Genomic DNA, 26,911 nt, shown 5'->3' on the forward strand with positions numbered 1-26,911 from the left:
TCACTCGTCCTGGGCCTCGCCCGCGCCGCGTGGACGCAGGGTCGGGAAGGCGATCACTTCGCGGATGGTGGGCGAATTGGTCAGCAGCATCACGAGGCGGTCGATGCCGATACCCAGGCCGCCCATCGGCATCATGCCGGCCGACTGGGCTTTCAGGAAATCCTCGTCGATGCGATGCGCTTCGTCGTCGCCGCCATCGCGCTGGCTCTGCTGGTCCTCGAAGCGAGCACGCTGCTCCTGCGGATCGGCCAACTCGGAGAAGGCGTTGGCGATTTCCCAGGTATTGCAGAATGTCTCGAAACGTTCGGCGATATCGGGGTTCGCGTGATTGGCTTTGGCTAGCGGCGAGATCGCCTTGGGCAGGGCCACCACATGGGTCGGCTGGATCAGGTTGGGCTCGACGAAATGCTCGAAGCAGGCCTCCACCACCTTGCCCCAGCTGGCGCCATCGGCGATCGGGACGCCGGCCGTCTTCGCGGCGGCGCGGGCCTGCGCATCATCCAGGCCTTCCAGCTTCACCTTGCCATGCTCCTCGATCAGGCCCAGCATGGTGGCGCGCCGGAAGGGCGGCGTGAAGTCGATTTCGTGTTCGCCAAACTTCACCTTGGTGCTGCCGGTGGCGACGATGGCCGCATTGGCAATGGTGCGTTCGGCGATATCCATCATGTCCTCGTAATCGGCGTAGGCCTGATAGAGTTCCATGGTGGTGAATTCAGGATTGTGGCGCGGCGAGATGCCTTCGTTGCGGAAGCAGCGGTTGATCTCGAACACTTTCTCGCTTAAGCCCCCGATCACCAGCCGCTTGAGGTGCAACTCGGGTGCGATGCGCATGTAGAGCGGGATATCGAGTGCATTGTGATGCGTCACGAAAGGCCGCGCGATGGCGCCGCCCGGGATCGTGTGCAGCATCGGCGTCTCGACTTCCAGAAAGCCCTCGCCGCTGAGGAAGTTGCGCACCGACTGGATCACGCGGAAGCGCGCGCGCAGGGTGGTGCGGCTTTCTTCGTTGCCGATCAGATCGTATTCGCGGTGGCGGTAGCGCTGCTCGACATTTTTCAGCCCGTGCCACTTTTCCGGCGGCGGCTCCAGCGCCTTGGCCAGCACGACCACCTCGGTGCTGTCCACCGTGATTTCGCCGCGCTTGGTGCGGCGCACGGTGCCGCGCACGCCGATGATGTCGCCGAGATCCAGCGCCTTCATCACGGTGGCGAGCTTGCCCTGCACGTCTTCCTTGGCGGTATAGACCTGCAGCTTCACGGTATCGTCGACCAGGTCGATGAACATGCCGCTGTTGCGCATCGCCATCACGCGGCCGGCCACCGCCACGCTGTCGTCGGTGCGCTCGTCGGGCTGCAGATGGGCATAGGCCTCATGCACCGCCCCGTTCTTGTGGGATTTGGGGAATTTCGGCGCGGCATAAGGATCCAGCCCCTGCTGGCGCAGTTGGGCCAGCTTGGCTTCACGATTGGCGCGTTCGCCGGAAACGTCGACGGGGGTCTGCTCGGTCACGGTAATTCTGCCAGTAAATCTGTGCGTTGGGGGCGGAACCTAGCACCCGCCCCCCGGCTTTCCAACACTTCGGCACCGGCTATCTGGGTGCGGAATAGCTGTGGAAAAGGGCTCCCGGCGCTTGCGGCTCATGCCCTGGCCCGCCATATCGGAAGGAGACATTCGCCACGGAGTCGCGCCATGCAGACCGATAACCGCCTGCTCGACGATCTCAGCCGCATCGCCACCGGTGCGCTCGGGGCATTGCATGGCGTGAAGGGTGAGGTGGAGCAGGCCTTCCGCCAGAGGTTGGAAAAGGCGCTGGCCGACGTCGACCTGGTCACCCGCGAGGAATTCGAGGCCGTGAAGGCCATGGCCGAAGCGGCTCGGGAGGAGAATATCCGCCTCGCCGAACGGCTGGCCGCGCTCGAATCCAAGCAGAATGGCTGATTCGGCGATCAGTCCTAACTCTCGCCCGGATCAGGCGAATTTCATGAATTTTTCGTAAATACGCCCTTGCACAGTGGGATTCCACCGCATACTCTAAATCTATGGTGCCTACTGTTTCGCGACACCTACATATATGGTCAGCCGAGGGGATGGGGGCTTGCTCGGCGAAGGCCGGTGTTGTCCCCGCCTGGGGTCAAATTCCCAACCTTGTCAGCCGTTTCGGAGTACCTGCCGAGAACCGGCACGCCGCAGAGGGGGAGCGCTAGCGCATGCGGACACTGATCGAAGCCGAAACCACCAGCCGCCTCAACCCGCTCGACTTGGTCGAACAGATTGTTGGCGAACATGAATGGCCGTTCGACCGCCAGGGTTCCGATGAACTCACCGTTGGTGTGTCTGGCCGCTATTGCGAACAGCAGATGTGGTTCTCCTGGCGCGACGAACTCGGCGCGCTCAGTTTCACCTGCGCCTTCGACATGAAGGTGCCGGCCAATCGGCGGCGCGACCTGCATTCCCTGCTGGCCTATGTGAACGAGAAGGCCCTGATCGGGCATTTCGATTACTGGGTCGAAGAAGGCATGGTGGTGTTCCGCCAGGCCCTGCTGCTGCGTGGCGGCCATGGCGCCACCACCGAGCAGATCGAGGATCTGATGGAAATCGGCCTGTCGGAATGCGAGCGCTTCTATCCGGCCTTCCAGTTCCTGGTCTGGGGCGGGCGCACGCCGGAAGACGCTGTTGCCGCCGCCATGTTCGAATGCGTCGGCGAAGCCTGATCCGCACGGATTGAATTCCAGCGTCTGATTTTCAGGGCCAGCCCTTAACCCGGCCCCGGCATCCGGCTACTTTTCCCGCATCGTTTCTGGTGCTGGCGAGGAGAGCGGGATGAACCGAGGCATTCTTTTGGTTGGTTGTGGCAAGATGGGCAGCGCTTTGCTGGCCGGCTGGCTGCGCCAGGGCATCGCCGCCACCGATATCGTGATTGTCGAACCAAATCCCGTCCCGGATCTACCCGCTGGCATTCGTCAGGTCGGCGCAGCGGAAACCATTCCCGCCAATTTTTCCCCAACCTTGGTGATGCTGGCAGTCAAGCCGCAGGTGATGGATGCAGTGGCGCCGGCCTATGTCGGCTATGCCAACCAAGGCGCCTGCATCCTGTCGATCGCTGCTGGCAAGACGACTGCCACATTGAACCGCCTGCTGGGCGGCCAGGCAGCTGTCGTTCGCGCCATGCCCAATACGCCGGCCGCGGTTGGGGCCGGCATCACGGTCTGCTGCCCCGGTGTCGGAGTCTCTGCGGATCAGAGGAACTTCTGTGGCGACCTGCTTGCCGCCGTGGGCGAGGTGGCCTGGGTGGAGGATGAAGGACTGATCGACGCCGTCACCGCCGTGTCCGGTTCGGGTCCTGCCTATGTCTTCTGGCTGACCGAATGCATGGCTGCTGCCGGTGAAAAGGCGGGGCTTGATAAGTCCCTGGCGGCCCGCCTGGCGCAGGCCACGGTCGTCGGCTCCGGCCTGCTGATGCGGCAGAGCCCGGACAGCCCGACGCAATTGCGCAATAATGTGACCAGTCCGAACGGAACCACGCAGGCGGCCCTGGACGTTCTGATGGCGCCGGACGGCTTGGCTCCGCTGATGGAGCGCGCCGTGGCCGCGGCGGCGAAACGATCGCGGGAATTGGCCGGCTGAGGCACCTTGCCGGTCGGCAGCGCCGACACCAGATTAGACCCATCCGAACGGGAGACGGCCATGGCCAAGGCGACGAAGCAGTCCACCCGAAAACGTTCCGCAGGCAAGGCCGGCAGCGCGGCAGATGCTGGCCGCGACCCGGTTGATGCGATGCTGGACCTCGTTGCCGAGCAGGGCTGGCGTCAGGTCACGTTGACCCGCATCGCCGAGGCGAGCGGCATGAGCCTTGGGACGCTTTATCAGAAATATACCTCGAAAACCGACATGCTGACCGAATATGCCCACCGCATTGATGCCGCGATGCTGGCGGGGCTGGGGGATGCTGTCCCCCACGAGTCGTACGATGCCGCCTTGGCGAAGGATCGGCTGTTCGAGGCGGTGATGGCGCGGCTCGATGCCCTGACGCCGCATAAGGCCGCGATCCGCGTCCTGATGCGGGAATTGCCGGCCGACCCAGCGGCGCTCGCCTGCTTCCTGTATGGCGGCTTGCGGCAGGGTCTGGACTGGACCCTGGCCTCCGCCGGGCTCGACCAATCCGGTCTGGCCGGGATTCTGCGCCGCAAGACGCTGGGCGCTGTCTACCTGGATACCCTTCGGGTCTGGCTGAAGGACGAGAGCGCTGATCTTTCTGCCACCATGGCCCATCTGGACAAGCGGCTGGGCCAGGCAATGCGGTTCCTGACTGCCCGGAGTCCGATTTCGCATATGCGAGATAAAGCGACGACATAGAGCGCTATAGTATTGTTTCTACAAGATAAGAATTTATTGTGCAGTGCACAATAAATTCTTGACGCCGCCGGCAGCCACCGGTATGCTGGCTTCGATTTCCAGACACGCATCACGGGAGCAAGTCATGAGCAAGAGTGCCGAGAATCCTTTCGCCGCCTTCGCCGCCTTCGATCCGGCTAAGCTGTTCTCCGACCTGAAACTGCCGGGCATCGATCCCACTTCCCTGGCGGCGACCCAGCAGAAGAACCTTGAGGCGATCACTGCTGCCAACAAGCGGGCGCTGGAAGGCTATCAGGCGGTGGCGAAGCGCCAGGCCGAGATTTTCCAGGAAGCCGCTGCCGAAGTGGCCAGCCTGATGAAGGGTGGTGTTTCCCCCAACATGCCGGATCCGAATGCGGCCAAGCAGGCCATGGAAAAGGCTATGGCCAACCTGCGCGAACTGGCCGAGATGATGTCGAAGACCAACAGCGAGGCCTTCGATCTCATCAACCAGCGGATGAACGAGAACCTGGAGGAATTCCGCAAGGCGTTCGGCAAGCCGAAGAAATAAGCCATCCCGGGACGCCGTCTCCGGACGTCTCCGAGCCTGCAATTTGCCAGATACACAACGGGCGGGTAAAAATCCCGCCCGTTTTCTGTTTTTGGCATTCTCGGCATAAAAGGGAGGCGCGCAGGTGGGCGAGATTACCATCGACGATTTTCATCGGGTCGACATCCGCGTTGGCACAATCATCCGTGCCGAGCCTTTTCCGGAAGCGCGCAAGCCGGCGATCAAGCTGTGGGTCGATTTCGGCGACCCGCTGGGGGTGCGGAAATCTTCTGCCCAGATTACCAGGCACTACACGCCCGAAGCCCTGCCGGGCCGGCAGGTTCTCGCCGTGGTGAATTTTCCGCCCCGCCAGATCGGCTCCTTCATGTCGGAAATCCTGGTGCTGGGCCTGCCTGACCCGGACGGTCAGGTGGTGCTGATCGGCCCGGACCAGCCGGTGCCGAATGGCGGCCGGATGTATTGATACTCCCAATGTCTGACTTGCAGCGTATTGACCCCGGCCGTGCCCTCGGCCGACAATCCCGTCACGGACCAGCCCAATGACAAAAAACACTTTTTTCCTGGCCACCGCGCTGCTCGCGCTCCTCATCAGCTTTGCTCCTACCGCCGGCGCGCAGGAGCATGACTGCGTCGTGCGCCAGTTCGCCATGACCCGCAACGTGATCAACCTAGAGCCGCAAGGCATCCTGGAAGGCGATTATCCGCCGGGTACGGAGCGGGCCTATGCCTTTGCGCGGCTCGACTGCACCCAGGTCGTTGCGGGCGGGGAAATGTTCTGGTTTCACTGGATGCGCAACGACGAGGAAGTCGGGCGATCGAAGGCCCGTGTGGATGTCAGCCGCAACTGGCGCATCTGGTCGCAGTCCCGCATTTTTCCTGGTGAATGGGCCGTGCTGCTGAAAGACAGCAAGGGGCGGCTGCAGGGGGAACGGCGCTTCACCGTCGCTGAACCGAAAAAAGCCATCGAAGAATAGGCTCGCCTAACCGGGCAGGCGGATCACCACACGCAGGCCGCCCAGCGGCGATTTATCCAGGGCGATCTCGCCGCCATGGGCCAGCACGGCGTCACGCGCGATAGTCAGGCCCAGGCCGACATTGCCGCTGCCGTGGCGTGCCTGATCCAGGCGGTAAAATGGCCGGAACACCCGGTGACGCTCTTTTTCCGGCAGGCCGGGGCCATCATCATCGACATGGATTTCGACGCTCTTTTCCATGCGGATAACGCTCAAGCGTACCGTCCGACCAAAGCGTAGAGCATTCTCTATCAGATTTGCCAAGGCGCGCTTCAGGCCCAGCCGGCGCAGCGGCAGGGTCAGGTGCTCGGGCATATCGATCTGCAATTCGCGACCGCGCCGGCGTACGTCATCAGCCAATTCATTGACCAGATGAGCAAGATCAGTCGGTTCGGCGGGCTGTTCGCTCTGGCCGCGTGCAAACGCCAGATAGGCACTCACCATCCTGTCCATTTCATCGATGTCACGTTTCAGTTCATCGATTTCCTCGTTCGCCGGCATCAGCGATAGCTGCAGCTTCATGCGTGTCAGCGGTGTGCGAAGGTCGTGGCTCACACCGGCCAGCATATCTGTACGTTCGCGGATATGGCGGCGGATGCGGTCGCGCATGGCCAGGAAGGCGCGGGCGGCGGCTCGAACCTCATCCGCACCGCTGGGGCGGAAATCCTTGATCTCGCGGCCCTTGCCGAAAGCATCGGCTGCCTCTGCCAGTCGGCGGATCGGCTTGATCTGATTCCGCAGGAACAGCACCGCGATACCCAACAGCAGCGCGGAGGCTGCCGTCATCCAGATCATGAAAGCATAGGTGCTGGCCGAAAAAACGCGGCTTTCCTGCGCGGTGACCATCAGCAGCCCATCAGCAAGCTGTACATAGACGATCACCGTGCGATCATCGCGCTGTGCATCGATTTGGTAGGGCTGTTTCAAGCGCTCTCCCAATGCCTGAACCAGCATCCGGTCTAGAATCGAGAAACGGCGCAGGGGCGGGATATCGGGCGGGAAACTCGTGCCAGGCCGGAAATTGATCTGGAGTTCCAGCGTGCGGCCCATGCCGAGCACGAGATCGGTCAGTGTGGCGGGATCGGTGCCAGCTTCGCGCATTTCGACCAGCAGAGCGATTTCGCCGGCAAGGCCAAGGCCCAGCCGGCGGGTTACGGTGTCCCAGTGGCGTTCATAAAAGATATAGGCCAGCAAAGCCTGCAGAACGGCAATCGGACCCACCAGCAGCAGAAGCCAGCGACCGAAGAGACTGCGCGGCAAAAAGCGTTTGAGCCACATGCCGCAACCTAAAGCGCTTTATTCCGCCCAGAGCACATAACCCTCGCCCCAGACTGTCTGCAGGTAGCGCGGGTTGCGCGGATCGGTTTCGATCTTGCGGCGCAGGCGGGTGATCTGCACGTCGACAGCGCGGCTTTCGCCGCCGCTGGTCGGATCGGCCAGCGCCGCACGCGGCACGGTGGTGCCCGGGTTGCGCGCCAGGACACGCAGTAACTGAGCCTCGCCAGTGGTCAGCGGGATGATGTCCTCGTCCCGTTTCAACTCGCCACGGACCGCGTCAAAGGAAAATTCGCCGAAGCGTATTGCCGCACTGGGCGGTGTTGGCGCGGGCCGAGCTGCACGTTTGAGGATAGAGTTTATCCGTAGTGTCAATTCACGCGGCTCGAATGGCTTGGGCAGATAGTCGTCCGCGCCGGTTTCCAGGCCCGTGATGCGATCCTCGGCCTCACCGCGCGCGGTCAGCAGAATCACAGGCACATGGTTCTTCTTGCGCCGCAATTCGGCCACGAAGTCAAAGCCATTCTGCCCCGGCATCATGACGTCTACGATCAGCAGGTCGAAACTGACAGATGCCAGCTTGGCGGTCGCATCGGCGGCGTCTTCGGCGCCGGTAACGCGGAAGTTTTGGCCGGCAAGATAGCGGGTCAGCAAATTGCGGATGCGTTCGTCGTCATCGACGATCAGGATATGCGGTTCGGCCAGATCCATGGCAGGTTCAGCGCCGCTGTATGGCGCGCAGAATGGCCGGCCGGTCCTGCTCGTCGATCAGGCCGGCCAGAACCTTGCGGTAGCCGGCGACGGCTTCGGCACCGGCCTCGCGATAGGCCTGCGCCACCTTGGCCTGCTGCACCATGCTGATTTGCTTTTCCAGATTCTTGCCCTGTTCAGTGAGAAACAGCTGACGCTGGCGGCGGTCCCGTATGCCCTGCTGCTGGCGGACAAAACCGCCTTCGATCAGTGCCGAAAGCACGCGCGACAGGCTCTGTTTGGTGATCCGCAGGATGGCCAGCAGTTCGGCCACCGTGATCCCCGGATTGCCGCTGATGAAATGGAGGGCCCGGTGATGGGCGCGGCCAAAACCGTAGCGGTCGAGGATTTCATCCGGCCCGCGGGTAAAATCGCGATAGGCGTAGAACAACAGCTCGATGCCCTGGCGGAGTTCATCCTCACGCAGGAACAGGGGGTTCGCCAGCGATTTCAGGTCAGTCATGATGTTCTATATGGCGCAAAGGGATAGCCGGCTTCAAGCTGACCTTTGCCAGCAACAGTAAAATCGGCAACACAGCAATGTACGAAAAATATGGCAGTAGTATTGACATATATCGATCATATTGTTACTTATGCGCTATCCAAATAGTAATAATAATACCTAGTTCCGTTTTCGCCCAAGGAGCAGCCGATGTCCCTGATCCCATATGATGACCGCGATGGCCTGATCTGGCTCGATGGCAAACTGATCCCGTTCCGGGATGCCAAACTGCATGTCCTGACCCATGCGCTGCATTATGCGTCCTGCGTTTTCGAGGGCGAGCGGGCCTATGACGGGGAAGTCTTCCACCTGACCGAACACAGCCAGCGGCTTTATGACTCCGGCAAGCTGATGGACTTTACCATCCCGTATTCGGTCGAGGAAATCGATCGCGCCACACGCGAGACCGTGGCTGCGAACAAGATGCCGAACTGCTATGTGCGGCCGGTGGCCTGGCGCGGCTCGGAAATGATGGGCGTGTCGGCGCAGCAGAACAAGATTCACCTCGCCATCGCTGTCTGGGAATGGCCGAGCTATTTTTCGCCGGAAGCAAAGATGAAGGGGTTGCGGCTGCAGATCAGCGACTGGCGTCGCCCAGCGCCGAATACCGCGCCGACCAAGGCAAAGGCTGCGGGGCTTTACATGATCTGCACGCTGTCGAAACACAAGGCGGAGCGCGAAGGCTATCAGGATGCCCTGATGTTGGATTGGCGCGGCCAGGTCGCCGAGGCTACCGGAGCCAACATCTTTTTTGCCAAAGACGGCAAGCTGCATACGCCGACGCCGGATTGTTTCCTTGATGGCATCACCCGGCGGGCCGTGATGGCGATGGCGAAGGCGCGCGGGATCGAGGTGATAGAGCGGGCGATCATGCCGGAGGAAATGAGCGGTTTTCAGGAATGCTTCCTCACCGGCACCGCTGCCGAAGTCACCCCGGTTTCGGAAATCGGCCCCTACAGCTTCAAGCCGGGTAATATCTGTCAGGCGCTGCTGGCCGACTTCGATGCAGCCACGCGCCGCAAGGCGGCCGCTTAATCCAGACAGAAATTCGGATGAATGCCGGACGGCCGCGCTTAAGGCGCGGCCGTTTGCACGAGCGGCGAAAAGAAATCGTATTGGAAGCCGCAGATTTGTTCGTCCCGTTGAACGCGCTCACCCACTAGGCCGCCGAGTAACATGTCGATCGCCGTACCGTCGCTCGACAGCGGCAGCAATAACGTCTCGAAAGCCAGTGTTCGCCCGCTGGGGGCGATGGTGTATTGGCCGGTGGCATAGGCGGGCCCGCGGTTGTCGAGAGGCATGCTGAAAAAGGTCTCAACATTGGGGGCGTTGGCCCCGAACAAGGCCTCATCGACATTCCGGTTGGTGGTTTCGCGGCCCATGGCGCCAACGATCCCGGTACCGACCAGACGAAACTGAAAACGCGGCGGACCCGCCTGCACATTGATCAGGGCGACGAAGGGCAGGAAGGGCACCATTTCGTCCGGCTGCAGATCGGCGCGCGATGGCAGACGCTCCAGCTGGTGGGCCTTTGAGTCCCAGTAATTAAGCAGATTCCTCAGGGATTTGCTGCGGATACGGTCAGGCGCAACCGGTGCAATATCGCTGGTTGATGAAGAATCCGGGGCGCGGGGGATGATCATGGGCCGCAATGAATCGTGGAAAGATTTGCTTTACGCACATCACACTTTATGCGGCCGGCACCATGACAGGGCTGACCTATGACAAATACGACATGCCACACGGAAGGGCGGTAGTAAACTGATATTCTTACAGTTCCAGTAGTGTAAAGGTCGGCTCAGCGCTGCCAGCGGGCTGCGGCCGTATCGTCACTGGTTTTCGCTTCAACCCATCGGCGTTTGCCGCCAGTCTGTTCCAGCTTCCAGAATGGCGCCTTGGTTTTCAGCCAGTCGATCAGAAAGGCATTGGCTTCAAAGGCGGCCTGACGATGAGCCGAGGCCGTCACGACAAGCACGATACGATCACCCGGCGCCAACTCGCCGTATCTGTGGATCACCAGGGCGGCCTCCAGCGGCCAGCGGCTTTCCGCCTCCGCCAGGATTTCCCCTAGCTGTCGTTCGGTCATGCCCGGATAATGTTCCAGGGTCATGCTCTGCCCGGGGTCGCCCGATCCGCTGAAATCCCGGACCAATCCGGTAAAGGTTACCACCGCGCCAATCCTGGGATTGCCGGCTGACAATCGTTCCAGTTCGGCCGCCGTGTCAAAATCCTCACGCTGGACCCGAACCGTCATGGCCTAGCCTCCGGTCACCGGTGGGAAAAAGGCGATTTCGTCGTTCGGCGCCACGGCATGGTCGGGTCGGGCATAATCCTGGTTGACCGCTACGCGGACCATCGCCGGATCGGCCAGGGCGTGATCGTGCTGCGGGCTTTGCCGGCGCAGCCAGTCGACCAGATCGCCAACGGTACGGATTTCCGAGGGTGGGCTGACGGTTTCCTCTGCCACACCGACGCGTTCGCGAAGCAGGGCAAAATACAGCACACGCATCACTCCGCCCCTTTGCTCTGCACGGCAGTCGCCTGGGAGCCTGTCTTGGCCGGCTCGGCGGCCATGTGACGCAGGCCGGTCTGCAGGTAATCCCATCCGGTGTAGATGGTCAGGATCGCCGCCAGCCACAGACCGATTTCTCCGAGTAATCGGACCGGGATTTCAGCAGGTCCATGATCGCCCACAATAAGGATCGCCAGCGCGATCAACTGCACGGTGGTTTTCCATTTCGCCAGACGGGAGACCGGGACCTTGACCCGCAGCTCGGCTAGAAATTCACGCAAGCCCGTTACGGTGATCTCGCGGCACATGATCACGACGGCAGCCAGGCAGGTGATGCGGTCGATCCGCTCGAAAGCGATCAGCATCAGGATGACGGCGGCTACCAGCAGTTTGTCGGCTACTGGATCGAGGAAACGACCCAGGTCCGACATCTGGCCCCATTTCCGCGCCAGATAGCCATCGAACCAGTCGGTGATGCCGGCCGCTGCGAATAGGGCCAGCGGAACCCACGCGCTCCAGGCGCCGGGCAGGAAGAATGCCGCGCAGATCGCCGGAATCGCCAGGATGCGCGAGACGGTCAGGATATTGGGAAGGCCGTTCAGCATGGCAGTTGAATTATCGCATGGGCTGGAGCGCAGGGCCAGAGTTGGGCCCGGAATGGGAGCGGGTTTCAGCCGCCGTGGAAATGGTCATAGATGCGTTTGGCAACAGTTTTGCTTACGCCCGGCACCCCCTCCAGATCGGGCAATCCGGCCCGCGAGACGGCCTTGGCAGAGCCGAAATGCAGCAAGAGCGCTTTCTTGCGGGCGGCGCCGATGCCCGGAATCTCGTCAAGCGGGGATTTGATCTGGTCCTTGGCCCGCTTGGCGCGATGCGTGCCGATGGCGAAGCGATGCGCTTCATCGCGCAGCCTTTGCAGGAAGAACAGCACCGGATGGCGTGGTTCCAGCATGAAGGGTTCGCGGTTCGGCAGGAAAAACTGCTCGCGACCGGCATTGCGGTCCGGCCCCTTGGCGATGCCCACCACCGGTACGTCATCGACGCCGAGTTCCTCCAGCACTTTGAGCGTGGCGCTGAGTTGGCCTTTGCCGCCATCGATCAGCAGCAGGTCGGGCCAGTCGGCGGCATTCTCGTCTTCGGCATCCTCTTTCAGAAGGCGCTGGAACCGACGGGTCAGCACATGCTTCATCATAGCGTAGTCGTCGCCGGGCTCGATGTCTTCGCCCTTGATGTTAAACTTGCGATAGGCGTTCTTGCGCAGGCCTTCCGGTCCCGCCACGATCATGCCGCCCACGGCATGGCGCCCCATGATGTGGCTGTTGTCATAGACTTCGATGCGCTGCGGCGGCGCTTCTAGGCCGAACAGTTCCGCCACACCGGCAAGCAACTGCTGTTGGGTGCTGGTTTCCGCCATGCGGCGACGCAGGGCATCGCGGGCATTGTCGGCGGCCAGTTCGACCAGATGGCGTTTTACGCCGCGCTGAGGGCAATGCAATTCGACGTGATGACCGGCATGCTTGCTTAAGGCCTCCTCTATCAGCGGCGCATTCTCGGCGGCATGATTGACCAGGATCAGGCGCGGCGGTTCACGTGTGGCATAAAACTGGCCAATGAAGGCATCCAGCACTTCATCAATCTCCACGTCACGGGCATGAGCAGGGAAATAGGCGCGGTTGCCGAAATTCTGGCCGGCGCGGAAAAAGAATATCTGCACACAGACCAGGCCGCCTTCCGCATGGATGGCGATCACGTCCGCATCGTCGATCTCGGACAGGTTGATATCCTGTTTCTGCGTGATGTGGGCGAGCGCCCGTATGCGATCGCGCAGTTCCGCGGCGGCCTCATAATCAAGGGCATCGGAGGCGGCCTGCATGCGCCGGCCCCAGTCTTCCAGCACATGCCGGTTGCGATTGCTCAGGAAATCCCGGGCCTCATCGACGATGGCGGCATAATCGGCTTCGTCGATGCGGCCGACGCAGGGAGCCTTGCAGCGCTTGATCTGGTATTGCAGGCAGGGCCGGGTTCGGCTGGCGAATTCGCTGTCGGTGCAACTGCGCAGCGGAAAAGCCCGCGACATTGCATTCAGGGTGACATGCACAGCACCGGTGGAGGCAAAGGGGCCGAAATAATCGCCCGGCACGTCGCGGGCGCCGCGATGTTTGGTGATGCGCGGGAAGGGATGGTCGCGCGCCACCAGGATATAGGGGAAGGATTTGTCGTCCTTCAGCAGCACGTTGAAGGGCGGCTGCAGCTTCTTGATCAGGTTGGCTTCGAGTAGCAGCGCTTCGGCCTCAGTATGTGTGGTGGTGATCTCCACCGTCGCCACTTGGCGCACCATGCGCTGGATGCGGACGCTCAGCGCCTCGGTTTTGGTATACGAGGTGACCCGCTTGCGTAGGGAACGCGCCTTGCCGACATACAGCACCTCGCCCCTGGCATCGATCATACGGTAGATGCCAGGGCCCAGAGGCAGAGTAGGCAAATGGCGGGCAATCACGGCAGCGCCGATATCCGCCGGCGTCGCACCCGTCGCAAGAGAATCAGCCTGCGGATCGCGTTCAGTCATTCACCTGACCATACTCATAAAAACCCAATGATTACACGGCGTTGAGAAAAGCGTCCCAAGGCTGTGGATAACTTTGTGGGGAAACTCAGGGCAGATTGTCGCATTGGATAACAATACCGAAATCTCGCCCTAGGCGCGAAGTTGCAGACTCCATATAAGTAACTGATATAAATAACTAATATGAATTATTCACAGGGTTATTGCCAAAAAGCGCGCAGTTAAGACCAGTTCCGAGTCGCTGAATATCCCTGTGCACAATTCGGCCTGCAACAGAAGACGGTTGCAAAAGTCAAGACTGACACGCCTGGGCTCGCCGATTGCAACCTCAACGGCGGCTGCGCTCGATTTCCACCCCGACTCCGGCAGCTTCCGCGATGGCTTCGGGTTTCTCAACGCGAACCCGGGTCCGCAGTACCCGCTCATCGGCCAGGCAGAGTGCCGCCAGACGTTCGGCCAAGGTTTCGACCAGATCGATATGCCCCTCGGCAAGCAGCATCTTGGTACGTTTCACCAGCTGCTCGTAGCACACCACCTCGTCATACGAACGCGGCGACTCGCCCGGTGTCTCGGCTACCCAGAGTTCCAGATTGATCAGGATTTTCTGGGATTTGACCCGCTCCTCGGGATAAATCCCGATCAGGGCGTCCAGCAGCAGATCGCGCACGAAAACGCGGCGGGCCGGCTGGCTGGCCTCGGTGAAGGCGGGAACCGGTATTTCCGCCCAGGCGGCACGGGCGCGGGCATGGATCGTCATGTCACTCCTCCGGCTCGCCGGTGCCTGCTGTGAAGGGCCGGCCGCTCTGCTGCCAGGGCAGGTGCTGGCCGCCATCCAGGGCGATCATCTGGCCGGTCATGGCCGGGGCGTCAAGCAGGAATCCCACGGCTGCGGCAATCTCGCCCGGTTCGGCGCCGCGCTGCAGCGGGGTGCTGTCCCATTGCCGGCGGAATTGCTCTTCGGTCTGGCGTGGGCTGGGCAGGACCGGCCCGGGGCCGATCGCATTCACCCGGATATTGGGAGCCAGCGCCATGGCGAGCGTCTGGGTCAGGGTCCACAGGCCGGCCTTGGCCACGGTGTAGGAGGCGAAATGCGGTGTCAGGCGCCAGACCCGCATGTCGACCAGGTTGACGACGTTACCTTGCACACCATGAGGCAATTGACGGGCGAAGGTCTGCGACAGGAAGAACGGTGCCTTCAGGTTCGTGTCGAGATGGCGGTCCCAGCTTTGCTCCGTGGCTGTTTCGACATGGTCGTAGTCGAACAGCGAGGCATTGTTGACCAGCACGCAAAGCGGGCCGAGGGCGGCGGCTGCTTCATCCACCAGCCGCATCACATCGCCATGGCGCGCCAGATCGCCCTGGACAATGGCGGCCTTGCCGCCGGGTGCAGCTATCTCGGACCGCAGGGCCTCGGCAGCATCCCGCGAACGGTTGCAATGCAGGGCAACGGCATAGCCTCGCCCGGCCAGGTACAGCGCGATGGCGCGGCCGATACGATGGCTGGCGCCGGTGACCAGCGCGGTGGGGGCGGACGACGGAACCGGCATCAGCGTTTCCGTCCACGATAGGCTCGGCGCGAGCCGGCCCGGCCCGCCGTCGAGCGACCGGCCGGCCGTGGCGCGGCGGCAGCATCTTCCGACAAACCCAGTGGCTTGCGCGCGATCGAACCGGGTAGTTCCAGTTCGTTCATTTCCAGCCGTTTGATCTCGTCGCGCAGGCGGGCGGCTTCCTCGAATTCCAGGTTTCCGGCCGCATCATGCATGCGCTTCTCCAGATCGGCGAGATAGGCCTTCAGGTTATGGCCGACCAGATGGCCCTCGCTCGCGGCACCTGCATCCACCGTGTAGTGATCCTGTTCGTAGACCGATTGCAGAATGTCGCCGATCTGCTTCTTCACGCTTTCTGGCGTGATGCCGTGCTCCTGGTTATAGGCCTGCTGCCGCGCACGGCGACGGTCCGTTTCGGCGATGGCACGTTGCAGGCTGTTGGTCATCTTGTCGGCATAGAGGATGACGCGGCCGTCCACGTTGCGGGCAGCGCGGCCGATGGTCTGCACCAGCGAGGTTTCCGAACGCAGGAAGCCCTCCTTGTCGGCATCCAGGATGGCGACAAGGGCGCATTCGGGGATGTCGAGGCCTTCGCGCAGCAGGTTGATGCCGATCAGGATGTCGAACACACCCAGACGCAGGTCGCGGATGATCTCGATACGCTCAAGCGTGTCGATATCGGAATGCAGATAGCGCACCTTGAGGCCGACATCGGTCATATATTCGGTCAGGTCTTCCGCCATGCGCTTGGTCAGGGTGGTGACCAGCACGCGATAGCCCTTGCGTATCACCTCGCGGCACTCGGCCAGCAGGTCGTCGACCTGGTGTTCCACGGGCCGAATTTCGGTGACCGGGTCGATCAAGCCGGTGGGCCGGATGATCTGTTCGACGAAGACGCCGCCGGTGCGCTCCAGTTCCCATTTGCCCGGTGTGGCCGAAACGAAGACGCTCTGCGGCCGCAGGCGATCCCATTCGCGGAAGCGCAGCGGGCGGTTGTCGATGCAGGAGGGCAGGCGGAACCCGTATTCTGCCAGCGTGGCCTTGCGCCGGAAGTCGCCGCGGAACATGCCGCCGATCTGCGGCACCGTCACATGGCTTTCGTCGACGAACAGCAGGGCGTTGTCGGGCAGGTATTCGAATAGCGTGGGCGGCGGCGCACCCGGGCCCCGGCCGGTCAGATAGCGCGAGTAATTCTCGATGCCGGCGCAGGCGCCGGTGGCGATCATCATCTCGATATCGAAGCTGGTCCGCTGTTCCAGCCGCTGGGCTTCCACCAGGCGGCCCATCTTGGTGAGCTGGTCGAGGCGAAGCTGCAGGTCCACCTTGATCTGGTTGATCGCCTGATTGAGCGTCGGTTTTGGCGTCACATAGTGGCTGTTGGCATACAGTTTCACGGCTGTCATGTCGCCGGTCTTCTGGCCGGTCAGCGGATCGAATTCGACGATGCTCTCCAGCTCGTCGCCGAACAGCGAGAGGCGCCAGGCCCGGTCCTCCATATGCGAGGGGAAGATTTCCACGCCGTCGCCGCGCACGCGGAAGGCGCCGCGGGCAAAGGCCACGTCATTGCGCTTGTATTGCAGGTCGACCAGGCGGCGCAGCAGGGCATCGCGTTCGATCACCTGTCCGGCCTGCAGCGGCAGGGTCATTTCCGAATATGTCTCGACCGAGCCGATACCGTAGATGCAGGATACCGACGCAACGATGATGACGTCGTCTCGCTCCAGCAGGGCTCGCGTGGCCGAATGGCGCATGCGATCGATCTGTTCGTTAACCGCTGAATCCTTTTCGATATAGGTGTCGCTGCGCGGCACATAGGCTTCGGGCTGGTAGTAATCGTAATACGAGACGAAATATTCCACCGCGTTGTTGGGGAAGAAGGCTTTCATCTCGCCGTAAAGCTGGGCGGCCAGGGTCTTGTTCGGGGCCAGTATCAGGGCCGGTCGACCCGAGCGCGCAATGATCTGCGCCATGGTGAAAGTCTTGCCCGAGCCGGTAACGCCCAGCAGCACCTGATCGCGCTCGCCAGCCTGTACACCGCCGGTCAGTTCAGCGATGGCCTGGGGCTGGTCGCCGCGAGGCTCGTAAGGGGCTTGCAGGTCATAGGCGATGCCGCCCTCGCTTTTTTCCGGACGGGGCGGGCGATGGGGCACAAAATCGGGGAAATTGGCGTCCGCAAAGCGGTCCGGATCCTCGATTTCGCGTTCCATGCTCTTGGGGGCGGGGGACTGGCTCATGGCTGCCAATATGGGGTGGGACGGAGCCAGCGCCAAGCGGCAGGGCGGGTCTGGTTGCCACCCTGCTGCCATCTTCTGGCAGCACCGGCAGCCCGGACCTTCCGGGGCATCCGGGGGTCGGTTATACAGGGCCCCGCTATACAGGGCCTAGGGAGACCCAATCCATGACAGTCATCGTTACCGGCGGCGCCGGTTTCATCGGCTCCGCCCTGGTCCGCCGGCTGAATGCGCAGAAGCGCCGCGTCGTTACCATCGACAAGCTGACCTATGCCGGCAACCCGGACAATATCGCCGCTCTGCCGAATCCGGATTTGCACCGTTTCGAGCAGGTGGATATCTGCGACCGGGCGTCGATCAAGCGGATTTATGCCGAGACCCGGCCGGTGGCGGTCTACCATCTGGCGGCCGAGAGCCATGTCGACCGTTCCATCGACAGCCCGGCGCCATTCATCGAAACGAACGTGACTGGCAGCCTCGTCCTGCTCGAGGCGGCACTGGATCACTGGCGCGGTCTCGATGCCACGGCGCGGGGCCAGTTCCGCCATCTGCAGGTCTCGACCGACGAGGTGTATGGCGAACTGGGCGCCAGCGGCCTGTTCGACGAAAACAGCCCCTACAAGCCCAATTCACCCTACGCGGCCAGCAAGGCGTCCGCCGACCATCTGGCCCGCGCCTTCGGTCGCACCTATGACCTGCCGGTACTGGTCACCAATTGCGGCAACAATTACGGGCCGTATCAGTTTCCGGAAAAACTGATCCCGCTCACCGTCCTGAATGCCCTGGAAGGCAAGGCCCTGCCGATCTATGGCCGGGGTGAGCAAGTGCGCGACTGGATTCATGTCGAAGACCATGCTGCTGCCTTGCAACTGGCTGTCGAGAAGGGCCAGGCCGGCGAGACCTATCTGGTCGGCGCACGCGGGGAGCAGCGCAACATCGATCTGGTACACCGCCTCTGCGCCATCCTCGACGATCTGGTGCCACGCCAGGGCGGCAGCAAGTATGCCGAACTGATCACCTTCGTTACCGATCGACCGGGCCACGATGCCCGCTATGCTATCGACCCGTCAAAAGCCGAGCGGGAACTGGGCTGGCGTCCGCAATACGATCTGGCAGCTGGCCTGAAGGCGACCGTGCAGTGGTACCTTGACAATTCGACCTGGTGCCGGCGGGCAACCCAGGCTTATGACCGAGGGCGGATAGGGCTGGGCAGCAAGGCCGGCTGAGCCGGCCCTGCCACTCCTCAGGCCTGGCGGTTACGCCGCTGCCACCAGGCCTGGATTTCGCCGACGATGCCTTTGCGGAAGGCCATCACCACCACCACGAAGATGGCGCCCTGGATCACCAGCACCCATTCGCCGAAGCCGGCGAGGTAGTTCTGCATGGTGATGATCACGCCGGCGCCGACGATGGGGCCGAATACCGTGCCCATGCCGCCCACCAGGGTCATCAGCACCACTTCGCCCGACATCTGCCAGGTGACGTCGGTGAGTGAGGCGAGTTGGAACACCAAAGCCTTGGTGGCGCCCGCCATGCCGGCCAGCGAAGCCGACAGCACGAAGGCCAGCAGCTTGTACTGGTCCACCCGGTAGCCCAGCGATATGGCACGCGGCTCGTTCTCGCGGATTGCCTTCAGGACCTGGCCGAAGGGTGAATGAATGGCGCGCCAGATCACCAGGAAACCGAAAGCGAAGACGACGAGTACCAGATAGAAGAAGCTGAGATCGTCCTTGATATCGAACACGCCGAACAGCGGCCGGCGCGGGATCGCCTGGATGCCATCCTCGCCGCCGGTGAAGGGGGCTTGGACGCAGAAGAAAAACACCATCTGCGAGAGCGCCAGCGTCACCATGGCAAAGTAGATGCCCTGACGGCGGATCGCCAAGCTGCCGGTTACCAGTCCCAGCAGGGCGGCGGAGGCGGTGCCGGCCAGGATGCCCAGTTCGGGCGACCAGCCCCAGGCCTTCACGACATAACCGCTGATATAGGCAGCGCCGCCGAAGAACATGGCGTGGCCGAAGGACAGCAGGCCGACATAGCCGATGAGCAGGTTGAAGGCGAGCGCAAACAGCGCGAAGCACAGCACCTTCATCAGGAAGACGGGATAAACCACCGCCGGGGCAATGGCGGCGATAACGATCAGTACGGCAAAAACCAACAGGTCGCGGTTCTTGGTGACGCCGGGGGTCATCATGCTCATGATCCAGCCCTCACTTCGGCGTGCCGAACAGGCCGGCCGGCTTCAGCATCAGCACAATGGCCATGATGATGAAGATGACGGTGTTGGAGGCTTCTGGATAGAACACTTTTGTAAGGCCCTCGATGATGCCCAGACCAAAGCCGGTGATGATGGCGCCCAGAATCGAACCCATGCCGCCGATCACCACCACGGCGAAGACGATGATGATGAGATTGGAACCCATCAGGGGGTTCACGCTGTAAATCGGCGCGGCCAGCACGCCGGCCAGCGCGGCAAGGCCAACGCCGAAACCATAGGTGAGCGTGATCATGCGCGGTACATTGATGCCAAAGGCCTGCACCAGGTCGGGCCGTTCGACCGCGGCGCGCAGGTAGGAGCCCAGCTTAGTGCGCTCGATCAGGAACCAGGTGCCGAGGCAGATCACCAGCGAGGCGACCACGACCCAGCCGCGATACCAGGGCAGGAACATGAAATCGAGCCGCGTGCCGCCGGGGATCGGATTAGTGTATGGCAGGCCGGACGAGCCGAACTGCTTGCGGAAGATGCCCTCGATGATGAGGGCAAGGCCGAAGGTGAGCAGCAGGCCGTAGAGATGGTCCAGATGATACAGCCGTTTCAGGAACACCTTCTCCAGCACGATGCCGAAGGCGCCGATGATGATGGGGGCGATGATCAAGGCACCCCAATACGGAATGCCGGCCCAGTTCAGCAGCATCCAGGCGCAGAAGGCGCCCATCATGTACTGGGCGCCATGGGTGAAATTGATGACGTTGAGCAGGCCGAAAATCACGGCCAGGCCCAGACTGAGCATGGCGTAGAACGCGCCGTTGATCAGACCAAGCAGCAGCTGGCCGAACAAGGCCTGCGGCGCTATGCCAAGCAGCTCGAACATCGCTGGAATGCCCCCTCTTTACGCAATCTCTTTAAATTCGCCGTATCCGGCAGTCTTTGAGTTTACGGCCCCATCGGCCGCAAACTGCAAGGCTGCGGGCCGCTCGCCGGAGCCGCCCTGGGGCGGCTCCGGGTTGCGGTTTACGCTCAGCTCTTGACCAGCGGGCACTTGCCGTCGGCCAGCGGGCGGAAGGCTTCGTTGGCCGGAATGGTCTTCTTCACGGTCAGGTAATCCCAGGGCTTCTTGGACTCGCCCGGCTTCTTCACCTCGACGAGGTACATGTCGTGCATGTGGCGGCCATCCTGGCGGATGGTGCCCTTGCCGAACAGCTTATCCTCGCTCGGCATCGACTTCATCTTTTCCACCACCTTGACGCCGTCGGCATCGCTCTTCAGCGCTTCGACAGCCTTCAGGTAATGGGTCACCGCCGAGTAGATGCCGGCCTGAACCATGGTCGGATACTTCCCGCCATTGGCCGCGGCAAAGTCCTTGGCGAAGGCGCGGTTGTTGTCGTTGGCATCCCAGTACCAGGCAGTGGTGAAGTTCAGGCCCTGGGCGGTCTTGAGGCCCAGCGCATGCACGTCGGTGATGAACATCAGCATGCCGGCCAACTTCTGGCCGCCTTCGACGATGCCGAACTCAGATGCCTGCTTGATCGAGTTGATGGTATCGCCGCCGGCATTGGCCAGGCCGATGATCTGCGCCTTCGAAGCCTGCGCCTGCAGCAGGAAGGACGAGAAATCGGTACCCGGGAAAGGCGTGCGGACAGCGCCGAGCACCTTGCCGCCGTTCGATTCGACCACCGCCTTGGTGTCGCGCTCCAGCGCATGACCGAAGGCATAATCGGCGGTCAGGAAGAACCAGCTCTTGCCGCCGGTCTGCACGATCGCCTTGCCGGTGCCGTTGGCCAGCGCCCAGGTGTCGTAGGTCCAGTGCACGGTGTTGGGCGAGCAGGCCGGGCCGGTCAGATCGGCGGTCGCGGGACCGGAACCGAGGAACACCTTGTTCTTTTCCTTGGTGATCTGATTGATCGCCAGCGCTACCGACGAGGTCGGCACGTCGACGATCACGTCAACCTTGTCGACATCGTACCACTGACGGGCGATGTTGGAGCCGATATCGGGCTTGTTCTGGTGGTCGGCGAAAACCACTTCCACCTTCAGGCCCTTGGCGGCGGCGCCGTAATCCTCGACCGCCTTCTTGGCCGCCCAGGTGCCGCCCGGGCCCGACACGTCGGCATACAGACCCGACTGGTCGTTCATCACGCCGATCTTGATCACGCCGTCGGACATCTGGGCATTGGCCGCCCCGGCTGCCAGCACGGCGGCCGTCGTCACAAACAAATGCTTGAATCGCATGGTGCTTCCTCCTGGTTGAACTTATACCCCGAGATAGGACTCGAGTTTCTGGGTATTGGCGGCGATCTGATCGTTCGCAATCATGTCGATCACCTTGCCGTGCTCGACCACGTAGTGGCGGTCGGCAACGGTACTGGCGAAGCGGAAATTCTGCTCCACCAGCAACACGGTATAGCCTTTGGATTTCAGCAGCCGGATCATGGCGCCGATCTGCTGCACGATCACGGGTGCGAGGCCTTCGGTCGGTTCGTCCAGCAGCAGGAAATTCGCGCCCGTGCGCAGGATGCGGCCGATGGCAAGCATCTGCTGCTCGCCACCCGACAGCTTGGTGCCCTGGCTTTTCAGGCGTTCCTTCAGATTGGGGAATATCTGATAGATCTCGTCCAGGCTCATGCCGCCCGGCCGCACGGCCGGCGGCAGGGTCAGGTTCTCATAGACGTTCAGACTTGAGAAAATCCCGCGCTCTTCCGGGCAGAAGGCCAGGCCACGCTTGGCGATCTTGTTGGAGGGCAGGTGGATCAGTTCCTCACCCTCGAACAGCACCGAACCCTTGCGGTTGGCGATCATGCCCATCAGGGCCTTCATCGTCGTGGTCTTGCCGGCGCCGTTGCGGCCCAGCAAAGTGACGACTTCGCCCTTCTGCACTTCGAACTGCATGCCATGCAGGATATGGCTTTCGCCATACCAGGCATTCAGGTCGCGGACCGCCAGTTCCGTGCCGCTCGTATTGCCGCCGTTATGCATGGCCGGTCCCCATATACGCTTCGATCACTTCCGGGTTGCGCGACACGGTCTCGTAATTTCCTTCCGCCAGCACTTCTCCGCGGCGCAGCACCGTGATCGTGTCGGACAGTTTGGCAACCACGCTCAGGTTATGCTCCACCATCAGCACGGTGCGGTTGGCCGCCACGCGCTTGATCAGGTCGGAAATCTTCTCGATATCTTCATGCCCCATACCGGCCATCGGCTCGTCCAGCAGCATCATTTCGGGCTCCAGCGCCAGGGTGGTGGCGATTTCGAGCGCGCGTTTGCGGCCATAGGGCAGTTCGACGGCGGTATGTTTGCGGTATTCGATCAGGCCGACGGCTTCCAGCAGTTCTTCGGCGCGGGCATTCAGCGCATTCAGGCTGTCTTCCGCCTTCCAGAAATGGAACGAGGTGCCCAGCGGCCGTTGCAGCGCGACCCGCACATTCTCCAGCAGGCTGAGGTGCGGGAATACCGCCGAGATCTGGAACGAACGCACCATGCCGCTGCGGGCGATATCGGCCGGCTTGTGGCTGGTGATGTCGCGACCGTTATAGGTGATCCTGCCCCGGCTGGGGGTCAGGAACTTGGTCAGCAGGTTGAAACATGTCGTCTTGCCGGCGCCATTGGGGCCGATCAGCGCATGAATGCTATGCCTGCGGATTTTGAGATTGACGTCTTTGACGGCGATGAAGCCGGCAAACTCCTTCGTCAGGCCTTCAGTCGCGAGAATATATTCTTCGGCCATATCCGGACGTGTGTTGTTTGCTCCCTGGCGTCGGTATTCCGAACGCGGTGCAAATCAAACGGGATTCGGCCGGACTTGTAAATAGCCCTGCGCTGACAACATTTTGAGCGGCGGTTAACGAAGTTAATGCCCATCTTCGCGGCATTTAGCCCGGCGATCCGCCTTCCGCCGCGTCCCGCGCCTTGCGACGGGCCAATTGATGCTCGCGATAGGATATATAAGTGGCACTCGCAAAGATGACGGTGCCACCCAGCCAGGTCCACATATCGGGAACCTGGCCAAAGATCAGGAAGCCGATTGCCGAGGCCCAGATCAGCTTGGTGAAATCGAGAGGCATCAGCACGGTGGTGTCGGCATGACGGAAGGATTCGGTGAACAGCATGTGCCCGGCCGAACCGCAGGCGCCCAGCAGCAGCAGCCATCCGAGCTGTTCCCAGGTCGGCCACTGCCAGACGAACAGCGCCGCCACCAGGGTGATCGGCATCAGGAACACCGTCATGTAGGTCGCGATGGTGAGGCTTGAATCGGTGCGGGCCAGAATCTTGATGTCGATCATCGAGCCGGCCCACAGCACCGTCGAGGCTAGCACCAGCAGCGGACCAAGCCCGATTGGTACGAAACCCGGTCGCAGCACGATCAGCGCGCCGATGAACCCGATCACCAGGGCCGTGATGCGCCGGGCATGCAGCGTCTCCCCCAGAATGAAAACGGCGCCGATGGTCATGAACAGCGGCGCCGTATAGGACAGCGCGGTGGCCTCGGCCAGCGGCGTGATGGCCAGCGCCGTGAAGAACATCATCATCGAGGTGCTGTTCAGCACGCCGCGCACGGCATGCAGATGCAGCTTGGTGGTGCGGAAGGCCGTGAAGCGGCTGCGCGCGATGGCCGGGAACAGCACCAGAAAGCCGAAAAGGTTGCGGAAAAAGGCCACTTCCACCGGGGGCAGCCCTTGCGACACCTTGGCGACCAAGGCATGCATGACGACGAAGCAGAGGGTGGACCCCACCATCATCGCCATCGCTTTCAGGAGCGTCGAGGAACTGGAGGCGGCGGCGGGAAGTGGGATTTCTGACATTGCTCTGGAGTGGCTCTAAAGCGTTAACATTTCAGGTTGCCGGACTCGCGAACATTGCAAAAATTGCAACTCACCCATGCGCTGCCGATCCAGGCCGTACTGCCAGCTGTCACCGAGGCCCTGAACCAATCAGCGAACCTTGTGGTGCAGGCGCCGCCGGGATCGGGCAAGACGACGCTGTTGCCGCTTGCCCTGCTGGACGAACCCTGGGCAAAGGACGGCCGCATCATCGTGCTCGAACCGCGCCGGCTGGCGGCCAGGCTGGCGGCGCGGCGCATGGCCAGCCTGCTGGGCGAAGGCGTAGGCGAGACGGTCGGTTACCGCGTCCGGCTCGACAGTAAGGTGGGGCCTGGGACGCGTCTTGAACTGAATACCGATGGCGTTTTCCTGCGGCGGCTGCAACGCGATCCGGAACTCAAGGGCATCGCCGCAGTCCTGTTCGACGAATGTCACGAACGTGGACTGGAATCCGATGTGGCGCTGGCCCTGTGCCTGGAATCCCAGGGCGCTTTACGGCCCGACCTGAAGTTGATTGCCATGTCGGCCACGCTGGACGCCGCGCCCTTTGCCCGGTTGATGGGCGATTGTCCGGTGGTGACGGGGGAAGGCCAGAGCTATCCGGTCCAGACTCGCTGGCTGCCCATGGCGCCGCAGGGGCGGATCGAGCCTGCCGTGGCCGATGCCGTGTGTACTGCGCTGGATGAAACCGAGGGCGACATTCTGGTCTTCCTGCCCGGCATCGCCGAAATCCGACGGGTGGAAGCCCTTCTGGCCGAGTCTCGGCTGCCGACTCAGACCACGGTGATGCCGCTCTATGGCGATCTGGCCGGCGAGGAACAGGATGCCGCCCTGCGGCCCAGTCCGTCCGGCCGACGCAAGGTGGTGCTCTCTACCTCGATTGCCGAAAGCTCACTCACCATTCAAGGCGTGCGGGTGGTGATCGACAGCGGTTACATGCGCCAGCCGCGTTTCTCGCCTGCCACCGGCATGGCAAAACTTGAAACGCTGCGCGTCAGCCAGGCCTCCGCCGATCAGCGGCGCGGCCGCGCCGGCCGCCTGGGGCCGGGCGTCTGCTATCGTCTTTGGGCCGAAGCCGCCCATGGCGGGTTGGCGAAATTCACGGCACCTGAAATCGCGGTCACCGACCTTACCCCGCTGGCGCTCGACCTGGCGGCCTGGGGCGTGCGCGATGCGAAAACCTTGCCCTGGCTCGATCCACCACCGGATGCGGCGATGGCTTATGCGCAGGAGCTGCTGCGCGAACTGGGTGCCATCGACAAGACCGGCCTGATCACTCCGCACGGCAGGGCGATGGCCGAATTGCCGCTGCATCCGCGTCTGGCGCATATGGTGATCCGCGGCAGGGATCTGGAACTGGGCGGTCTGGCCTGTGCACTGGCGGCCCTGCTGGGCGAACGCGACATCGCGCGGGTTCCGAAAGGCGCACCGCGCGATACCGATCTGCGCTGGCGCCTGGAAATCGTAGCCGGCAAGAGCGAGCGCAACACCGCGCCTCACGGGCTGCGGGTGGATATGAATGCTGTTCGGCAGATCCGGCTGCTGGCGTCCGACTGGCGGCGGCAGATCGGCGTGCCGCCGCATGCAGGACTGGTGGAGGATGCCGGCCGGTTGGTGGCGCTGGCCTACCCCGACCGTATCGCGAAAAAACGCGGCGCGGCCGGCAGTTTTCTGCTCAGCGGCGGGCGCGGCGCAAAACTCGATCCGATCGATCCCTTGAGTACTGAATCTTATTTGGCGGTGGCGGAAGTGGATGGCGCCCAGGCGGATGCGCGGGTTTTCCTGGCGGCGCCGATTGCCGAAACCGATCTGGAAGAATTGTTCGGCGATCTGATCGAAAGCATCGATACCGTGGAATGGGACGAACGCAGCCAGGCCGTCGCGGCGCGCCGTCAGAAACGACTTGGTGCGCTGGTCCTGCGCGAACAGCCGCTGAAGGAACCACCGCAGGATGCTATCCGCGAGGCATTGCTGCAGGCCATTCGCAAATCCGGCCTCGATGTGCTGCCATGGACGCCGGCGCTGCGGCAATGGCAGGCCCGCGTTGCCATGTTGCGCCGCCACCTGCCTGCTGCGGCGGAGTGGCCGGATATGAGCGATGCCGCATTGCTGGATCGTCTTGGGCAATGGCTGGGTCCTCATCTCGATGGCGTGACAAAATTCTCGCAGCTTGAAGGCATCGACCTGCATGCGGCGCTGACGCATCAACTGGATTATGCGCAGCAGAAGATTCTGGATGCGGAAGCCCCCACGCACTGGCATGTGCCATCGGGTTCGAACATCCCGCTGGACTACACCCATGGCGATGTGCCGGTGCTGGCCGTGCGGCTGCAAGAAATGTTCGGTTATGCCGATACTCCGGCGATTGCCGGCGGGCATATGAGGCTGGTGCTACACCTGTTGTCGCCAGCGCGTCGACCGCTGCAGGTCACCAGCGATCTGGCGGGTTTCTGGCAGACGAGTTATCGCGCTGTGCGGGCAGAAATGCGTGGCCAGTATCCCAAGCACGATTGGCCAGAAAATCCGCTTGCGGCCCAGCCGACCACCCGGGCCAAACCGCGACCCAAATCCTAAGCCTGA

General features: G+C 62.3%; 28 protein-coding genes. 10 read left to right on the plus strand and 18 right to left on the minus strand.

Features of this window, described 5'->3' with window-relative positions; translation table 11 throughout:
• Complete coding sequence (lysS, locus tag ACK4FJ_RS12780; RefSeq protein ID WP_409767057.1) at positions 1-1,509, minus strand: lysine--tRNA ligase; 1,509 nt, start codon at positions 1,507-1,509, stop codon at positions 1-3.
• A 180-nt stretch (positions 1,510-1,689) separates the two neighbouring features.
• Here lysS and ACK4FJ_RS12785 point away from each other — a divergent pair, with 180 nt between their 5' ends.
• From ACK4FJ_RS12785 to ACK4FJ_RS12815, 7 genes are all read left to right on the plus strand, one after another.
• A complete protein-coding gene (locus tag ACK4FJ_RS12785; RefSeq protein WP_409767059.1) occupies positions 1,690-1,938 on the plus strand; it encodes an accessory factor UbiK family protein in 249 nt (82 codons plus the stop codon).
• 269 nt (positions 1,939-2,207) lie between these two features.
• Positions 2,208-2,711: a YbjN domain-containing protein gene (locus tag ACK4FJ_RS12790; RefSeq protein WP_300302940.1), complete on the plus strand. Its 504-nt coding sequence runs from the start codon at positions 2,208-2,210 to the stop codon at positions 2,709-2,711.
• A gap of 157 nt (positions 2,712-2,868) precedes the next feature.
• Positions 2,869-3,624, plus strand: coding sequence for a pyrroline-5-carboxylate reductase (gene proC, locus ACK4FJ_RS12795; protein WP_409767061.1), 756 nt, complete (start codon positions 2,869-2,871; stop codon positions 3,622-3,624).
• Between the two features lie 60 nt (positions 3,625-3,684).
• On the plus strand, positions 3,685-4,353 hold the full coding sequence (locus ACK4FJ_RS12800; protein ID WP_409767063.1) for a TetR family transcriptional regulator: 669 nt from the start codon (positions 3,685-3,687) through the stop codon (positions 4,351-4,353).
• Between the two features lie 124 nt (positions 4,354-4,477).
• Positions 4,478-4,903 carry a phasin family protein gene (locus tag ACK4FJ_RS12805; protein ID WP_409767065.1) on the plus strand — a complete coding sequence of 142 codons (426 nt, stop codon included), beginning with the start codon at positions 4,478-4,480 and terminating at the stop codon, positions 4,901-4,903.
• Positions 4,904-5,027: 124 nt separating this feature from the next.
• The gene (locus ACK4FJ_RS12810) at positions 5,028-5,366 is read left to right on the plus strand and encodes a tRNA-binding protein (protein WP_409767067.1); all 339 of its coding nucleotides are present in this window, start codon (positions 5,028-5,030) and stop codon (positions 5,364-5,366) included.
• Positions 5,367-5,442: 76 nt separating this feature from the next.
• Positions 5,443-5,877, plus strand: a complete 435-nt coding sequence (locus tag ACK4FJ_RS12815; RefSeq protein WP_409767069.1) for a DUF2914 domain-containing protein — start codon at positions 5,443-5,445, stop codon at positions 5,875-5,877.
• 6 nt (positions 5,878-5,883) lie between these two features.
• On the opposite strand, the gene ACK4FJ_RS12820 is transcribed toward ACK4FJ_RS12815, so the two are convergent.
• The 3 genes from ACK4FJ_RS12820 to ACK4FJ_RS12830 are packed head-to-tail and all read right to left on the minus strand — an operon-like array spanning position 5,884 to position 8,404.
• Complete coding sequence (locus ACK4FJ_RS12820; protein WP_409767071.1) at positions 5,884-7,194, minus strand: ATP-binding protein; 1,311 nt, start codon at positions 7,192-7,194, stop codon at positions 5,884-5,886.
• 18 nt (positions 7,195-7,212) lie between these two features.
• Positions 7,213-7,902, minus strand: a complete 690-nt coding sequence (locus ACK4FJ_RS12825) for a response regulator (protein ID WP_409767073.1) — start codon at positions 7,900-7,902, stop codon at positions 7,213-7,215.
• 7 nt (positions 7,903-7,909) lie between these two features.
• Positions 7,910-8,404, minus strand: coding sequence for a MarR family winged helix-turn-helix transcriptional regulator (locus tag ACK4FJ_RS12830; RefSeq protein ID WP_409767075.1), 495 nt, complete (start codon positions 8,402-8,404; stop codon positions 7,910-7,912).
• 189 nt (positions 8,405-8,593) lie between these two features.
• On the opposite strand from ACK4FJ_RS12830, the gene ACK4FJ_RS12835 reads away from it, so the two are divergent.
• Positions 8,594-9,478, plus strand: a complete 885-nt coding sequence (locus tag ACK4FJ_RS12835) for a branched-chain amino acid aminotransferase (RefSeq protein ID WP_409767077.1) — start codon at positions 8,594-8,596, stop codon at positions 9,476-9,478.
• Positions 9,479-9,516: 38 nt separating this feature from the next.
• Here ACK4FJ_RS12835 and ACK4FJ_RS12840 read toward each other — a convergent pair whose 3' ends face one another.
• The 8 genes from ACK4FJ_RS12840 to uvrB all read right to left on the minus strand — a co-directional run bounded on the left by ACK4FJ_RS12840 (position 9,517) and on the right by uvrB (position 17,299).
• Complete coding sequence (locus ACK4FJ_RS12840) at positions 9,517-10,086, minus strand: PAS domain-containing protein (RefSeq protein ID WP_409767079.1); 570 nt, start codon at positions 10,084-10,086, stop codon at positions 9,517-9,519.
• Positions 10,087-10,241: 155 nt separating this feature from the next.
• On the minus strand, positions 10,242-10,697 hold the full coding sequence (locus ACK4FJ_RS12845) for a molybdenum cofactor biosynthesis protein MoaE (protein WP_409767081.1): 456 nt from the start codon (positions 10,695-10,697) through the stop codon (positions 10,242-10,244).
• A gap of 3 nt (positions 10,698-10,700) precedes the next feature.
• A complete protein-coding gene (gene moaD / locus ACK4FJ_RS12850) occupies positions 10,701-10,952 on the minus strand; it encodes a molybdopterin converting factor subunit 1 (RefSeq protein WP_409767083.1) in 252 nt (83 codons plus the stop codon).
• Complete coding sequence (gene pgsA, locus ACK4FJ_RS12855; RefSeq protein WP_409767084.1) at positions 10,952-11,560, minus strand: CDP-diacylglycerol--glycerol-3-phosphate 3-phosphatidyltransferase; 609 nt, start codon at positions 11,558-11,560, stop codon at positions 10,952-10,954. Before pgsA ends, moaD begins: the two co-directional genes overlap by 1 nt.
• 65 nt (positions 11,561-11,625) lie before the next feature.
• Complete coding sequence (gene uvrC / locus ACK4FJ_RS12860; RefSeq protein WP_409767085.1) at positions 11,626-13,521, minus strand: excinuclease ABC subunit UvrC; 1,896 nt, start codon at positions 13,519-13,521, stop codon at positions 11,626-11,628.
• Between the two features lie 325 nt (positions 13,522-13,846).
• Positions 13,847-14,275 carry a dihydroneopterin aldolase gene (gene folB, locus ACK4FJ_RS12865; RefSeq protein ID WP_409767086.1) on the minus strand — a complete coding sequence of 143 codons (429 nt, stop codon included), beginning with the start codon at positions 14,273-14,275 and terminating at the stop codon, positions 13,847-13,849.
• Position 14,276: 1 nt separating this feature from the next.
• A complete protein-coding gene (locus tag ACK4FJ_RS12870; protein ID WP_409767087.1) occupies positions 14,277-15,065 on the minus strand; it encodes an SDR family oxidoreductase in 789 nt (262 codons plus the stop codon).
• Positions 15,065-17,299, minus strand: coding sequence for an excinuclease ABC subunit UvrB (gene uvrB / locus ACK4FJ_RS12875; protein ID WP_409767088.1), 2,235 nt, complete (start codon positions 17,297-17,299; stop codon positions 15,065-15,067). Before uvrB ends, ACK4FJ_RS12870 begins: the two co-directional genes overlap by 1 nt.
• Before the next feature lie 164 nt (positions 17,300-17,463).
• Between uvrB and rfbB the strand changes: the two genes are divergently transcribed.
• Entirely contained in the window at positions 17,464-18,522 is a 1,059-nt protein-coding gene (gene rfbB, locus ACK4FJ_RS12880; RefSeq protein WP_409767089.1) for a dTDP-glucose 4,6-dehydratase, read from the plus strand.
• Positions 18,523-18,539: 17 nt separating this feature from the next.
• Here rfbB and ACK4FJ_RS12885 read toward each other — a convergent pair whose 3' ends face one another.
• From ACK4FJ_RS12885 to ACK4FJ_RS12910, 6 genes are all read right to left on the minus strand, one after another.
• On the minus strand, positions 18,540-19,496 hold the full coding sequence (locus ACK4FJ_RS12885) for a branched-chain amino acid ABC transporter permease (protein WP_409767090.1): 957 nt from the start codon (positions 19,494-19,496) through the stop codon (positions 18,540-18,542).
• Positions 19,497-19,506: 10 nt separating this feature from the next.
• Complete coding sequence (locus ACK4FJ_RS12890; RefSeq protein ID WP_409767091.1) at positions 19,507-20,388, minus strand: branched-chain amino acid ABC transporter permease; 882 nt, start codon at positions 20,386-20,388, stop codon at positions 19,507-19,509.
• 146 nt (positions 20,389-20,534) lie between these two features.
• On the minus strand, positions 20,535-21,746 hold the full coding sequence (locus tag ACK4FJ_RS12895) for an ABC transporter substrate-binding protein (RefSeq protein WP_409767092.1): 1,212 nt from the start codon (positions 21,744-21,746) through the stop codon (positions 20,535-20,537).
• Positions 21,747-21,767: 21 nt separating this feature from the next.
• Positions 21,768-22,490 (minus strand): ABC transporter ATP-binding protein, encoded by a 723-nt coding sequence (locus ACK4FJ_RS12900; RefSeq protein WP_409767093.1) that lies wholly within the window; start codon positions 22,488-22,490, stop codon positions 21,768-21,770.
• On the minus strand, positions 22,483-23,238 hold the full coding sequence (locus ACK4FJ_RS12905) for an ABC transporter ATP-binding protein (protein WP_409767094.1): 756 nt from the start codon (positions 23,236-23,238) through the stop codon (positions 22,483-22,485). Before ACK4FJ_RS12905 ends, ACK4FJ_RS12900 begins: the two co-directional genes overlap by 8 nt.
• A gap of 145 nt (positions 23,239-23,383) precedes the next feature.
• On the minus strand, positions 23,384-24,313 hold the full coding sequence (locus ACK4FJ_RS12910; RefSeq protein WP_409767095.1) for a DMT family transporter: 930 nt from the start codon (positions 24,311-24,313) through the stop codon (positions 23,384-23,386).
• 63 nt (positions 24,314-24,376) lie between these two features.
• Here ACK4FJ_RS12910 and hrpB point away from each other — a divergent pair, with 63 nt between their 5' ends.
• Positions 24,377-26,905: an ATP-dependent helicase HrpB gene (gene hrpB / locus ACK4FJ_RS12915; RefSeq protein WP_409767097.1), complete on the plus strand. Its 2,529-nt coding sequence runs from the start codon at positions 24,377-24,379 to the stop codon at positions 26,903-26,905.
• The last annotated feature ends 6 nt before the right edge of the window (positions 26,906-26,911 follow it).

The organism is Ferrovibrio sp. (assembly GCF_046297595.1).
Classification (GTDB): domain Bacteria; phylum Pseudomonadota; class Alphaproteobacteria; order Ferrovibrionales; family Ferrovibrionaceae; genus Ferrovibrio.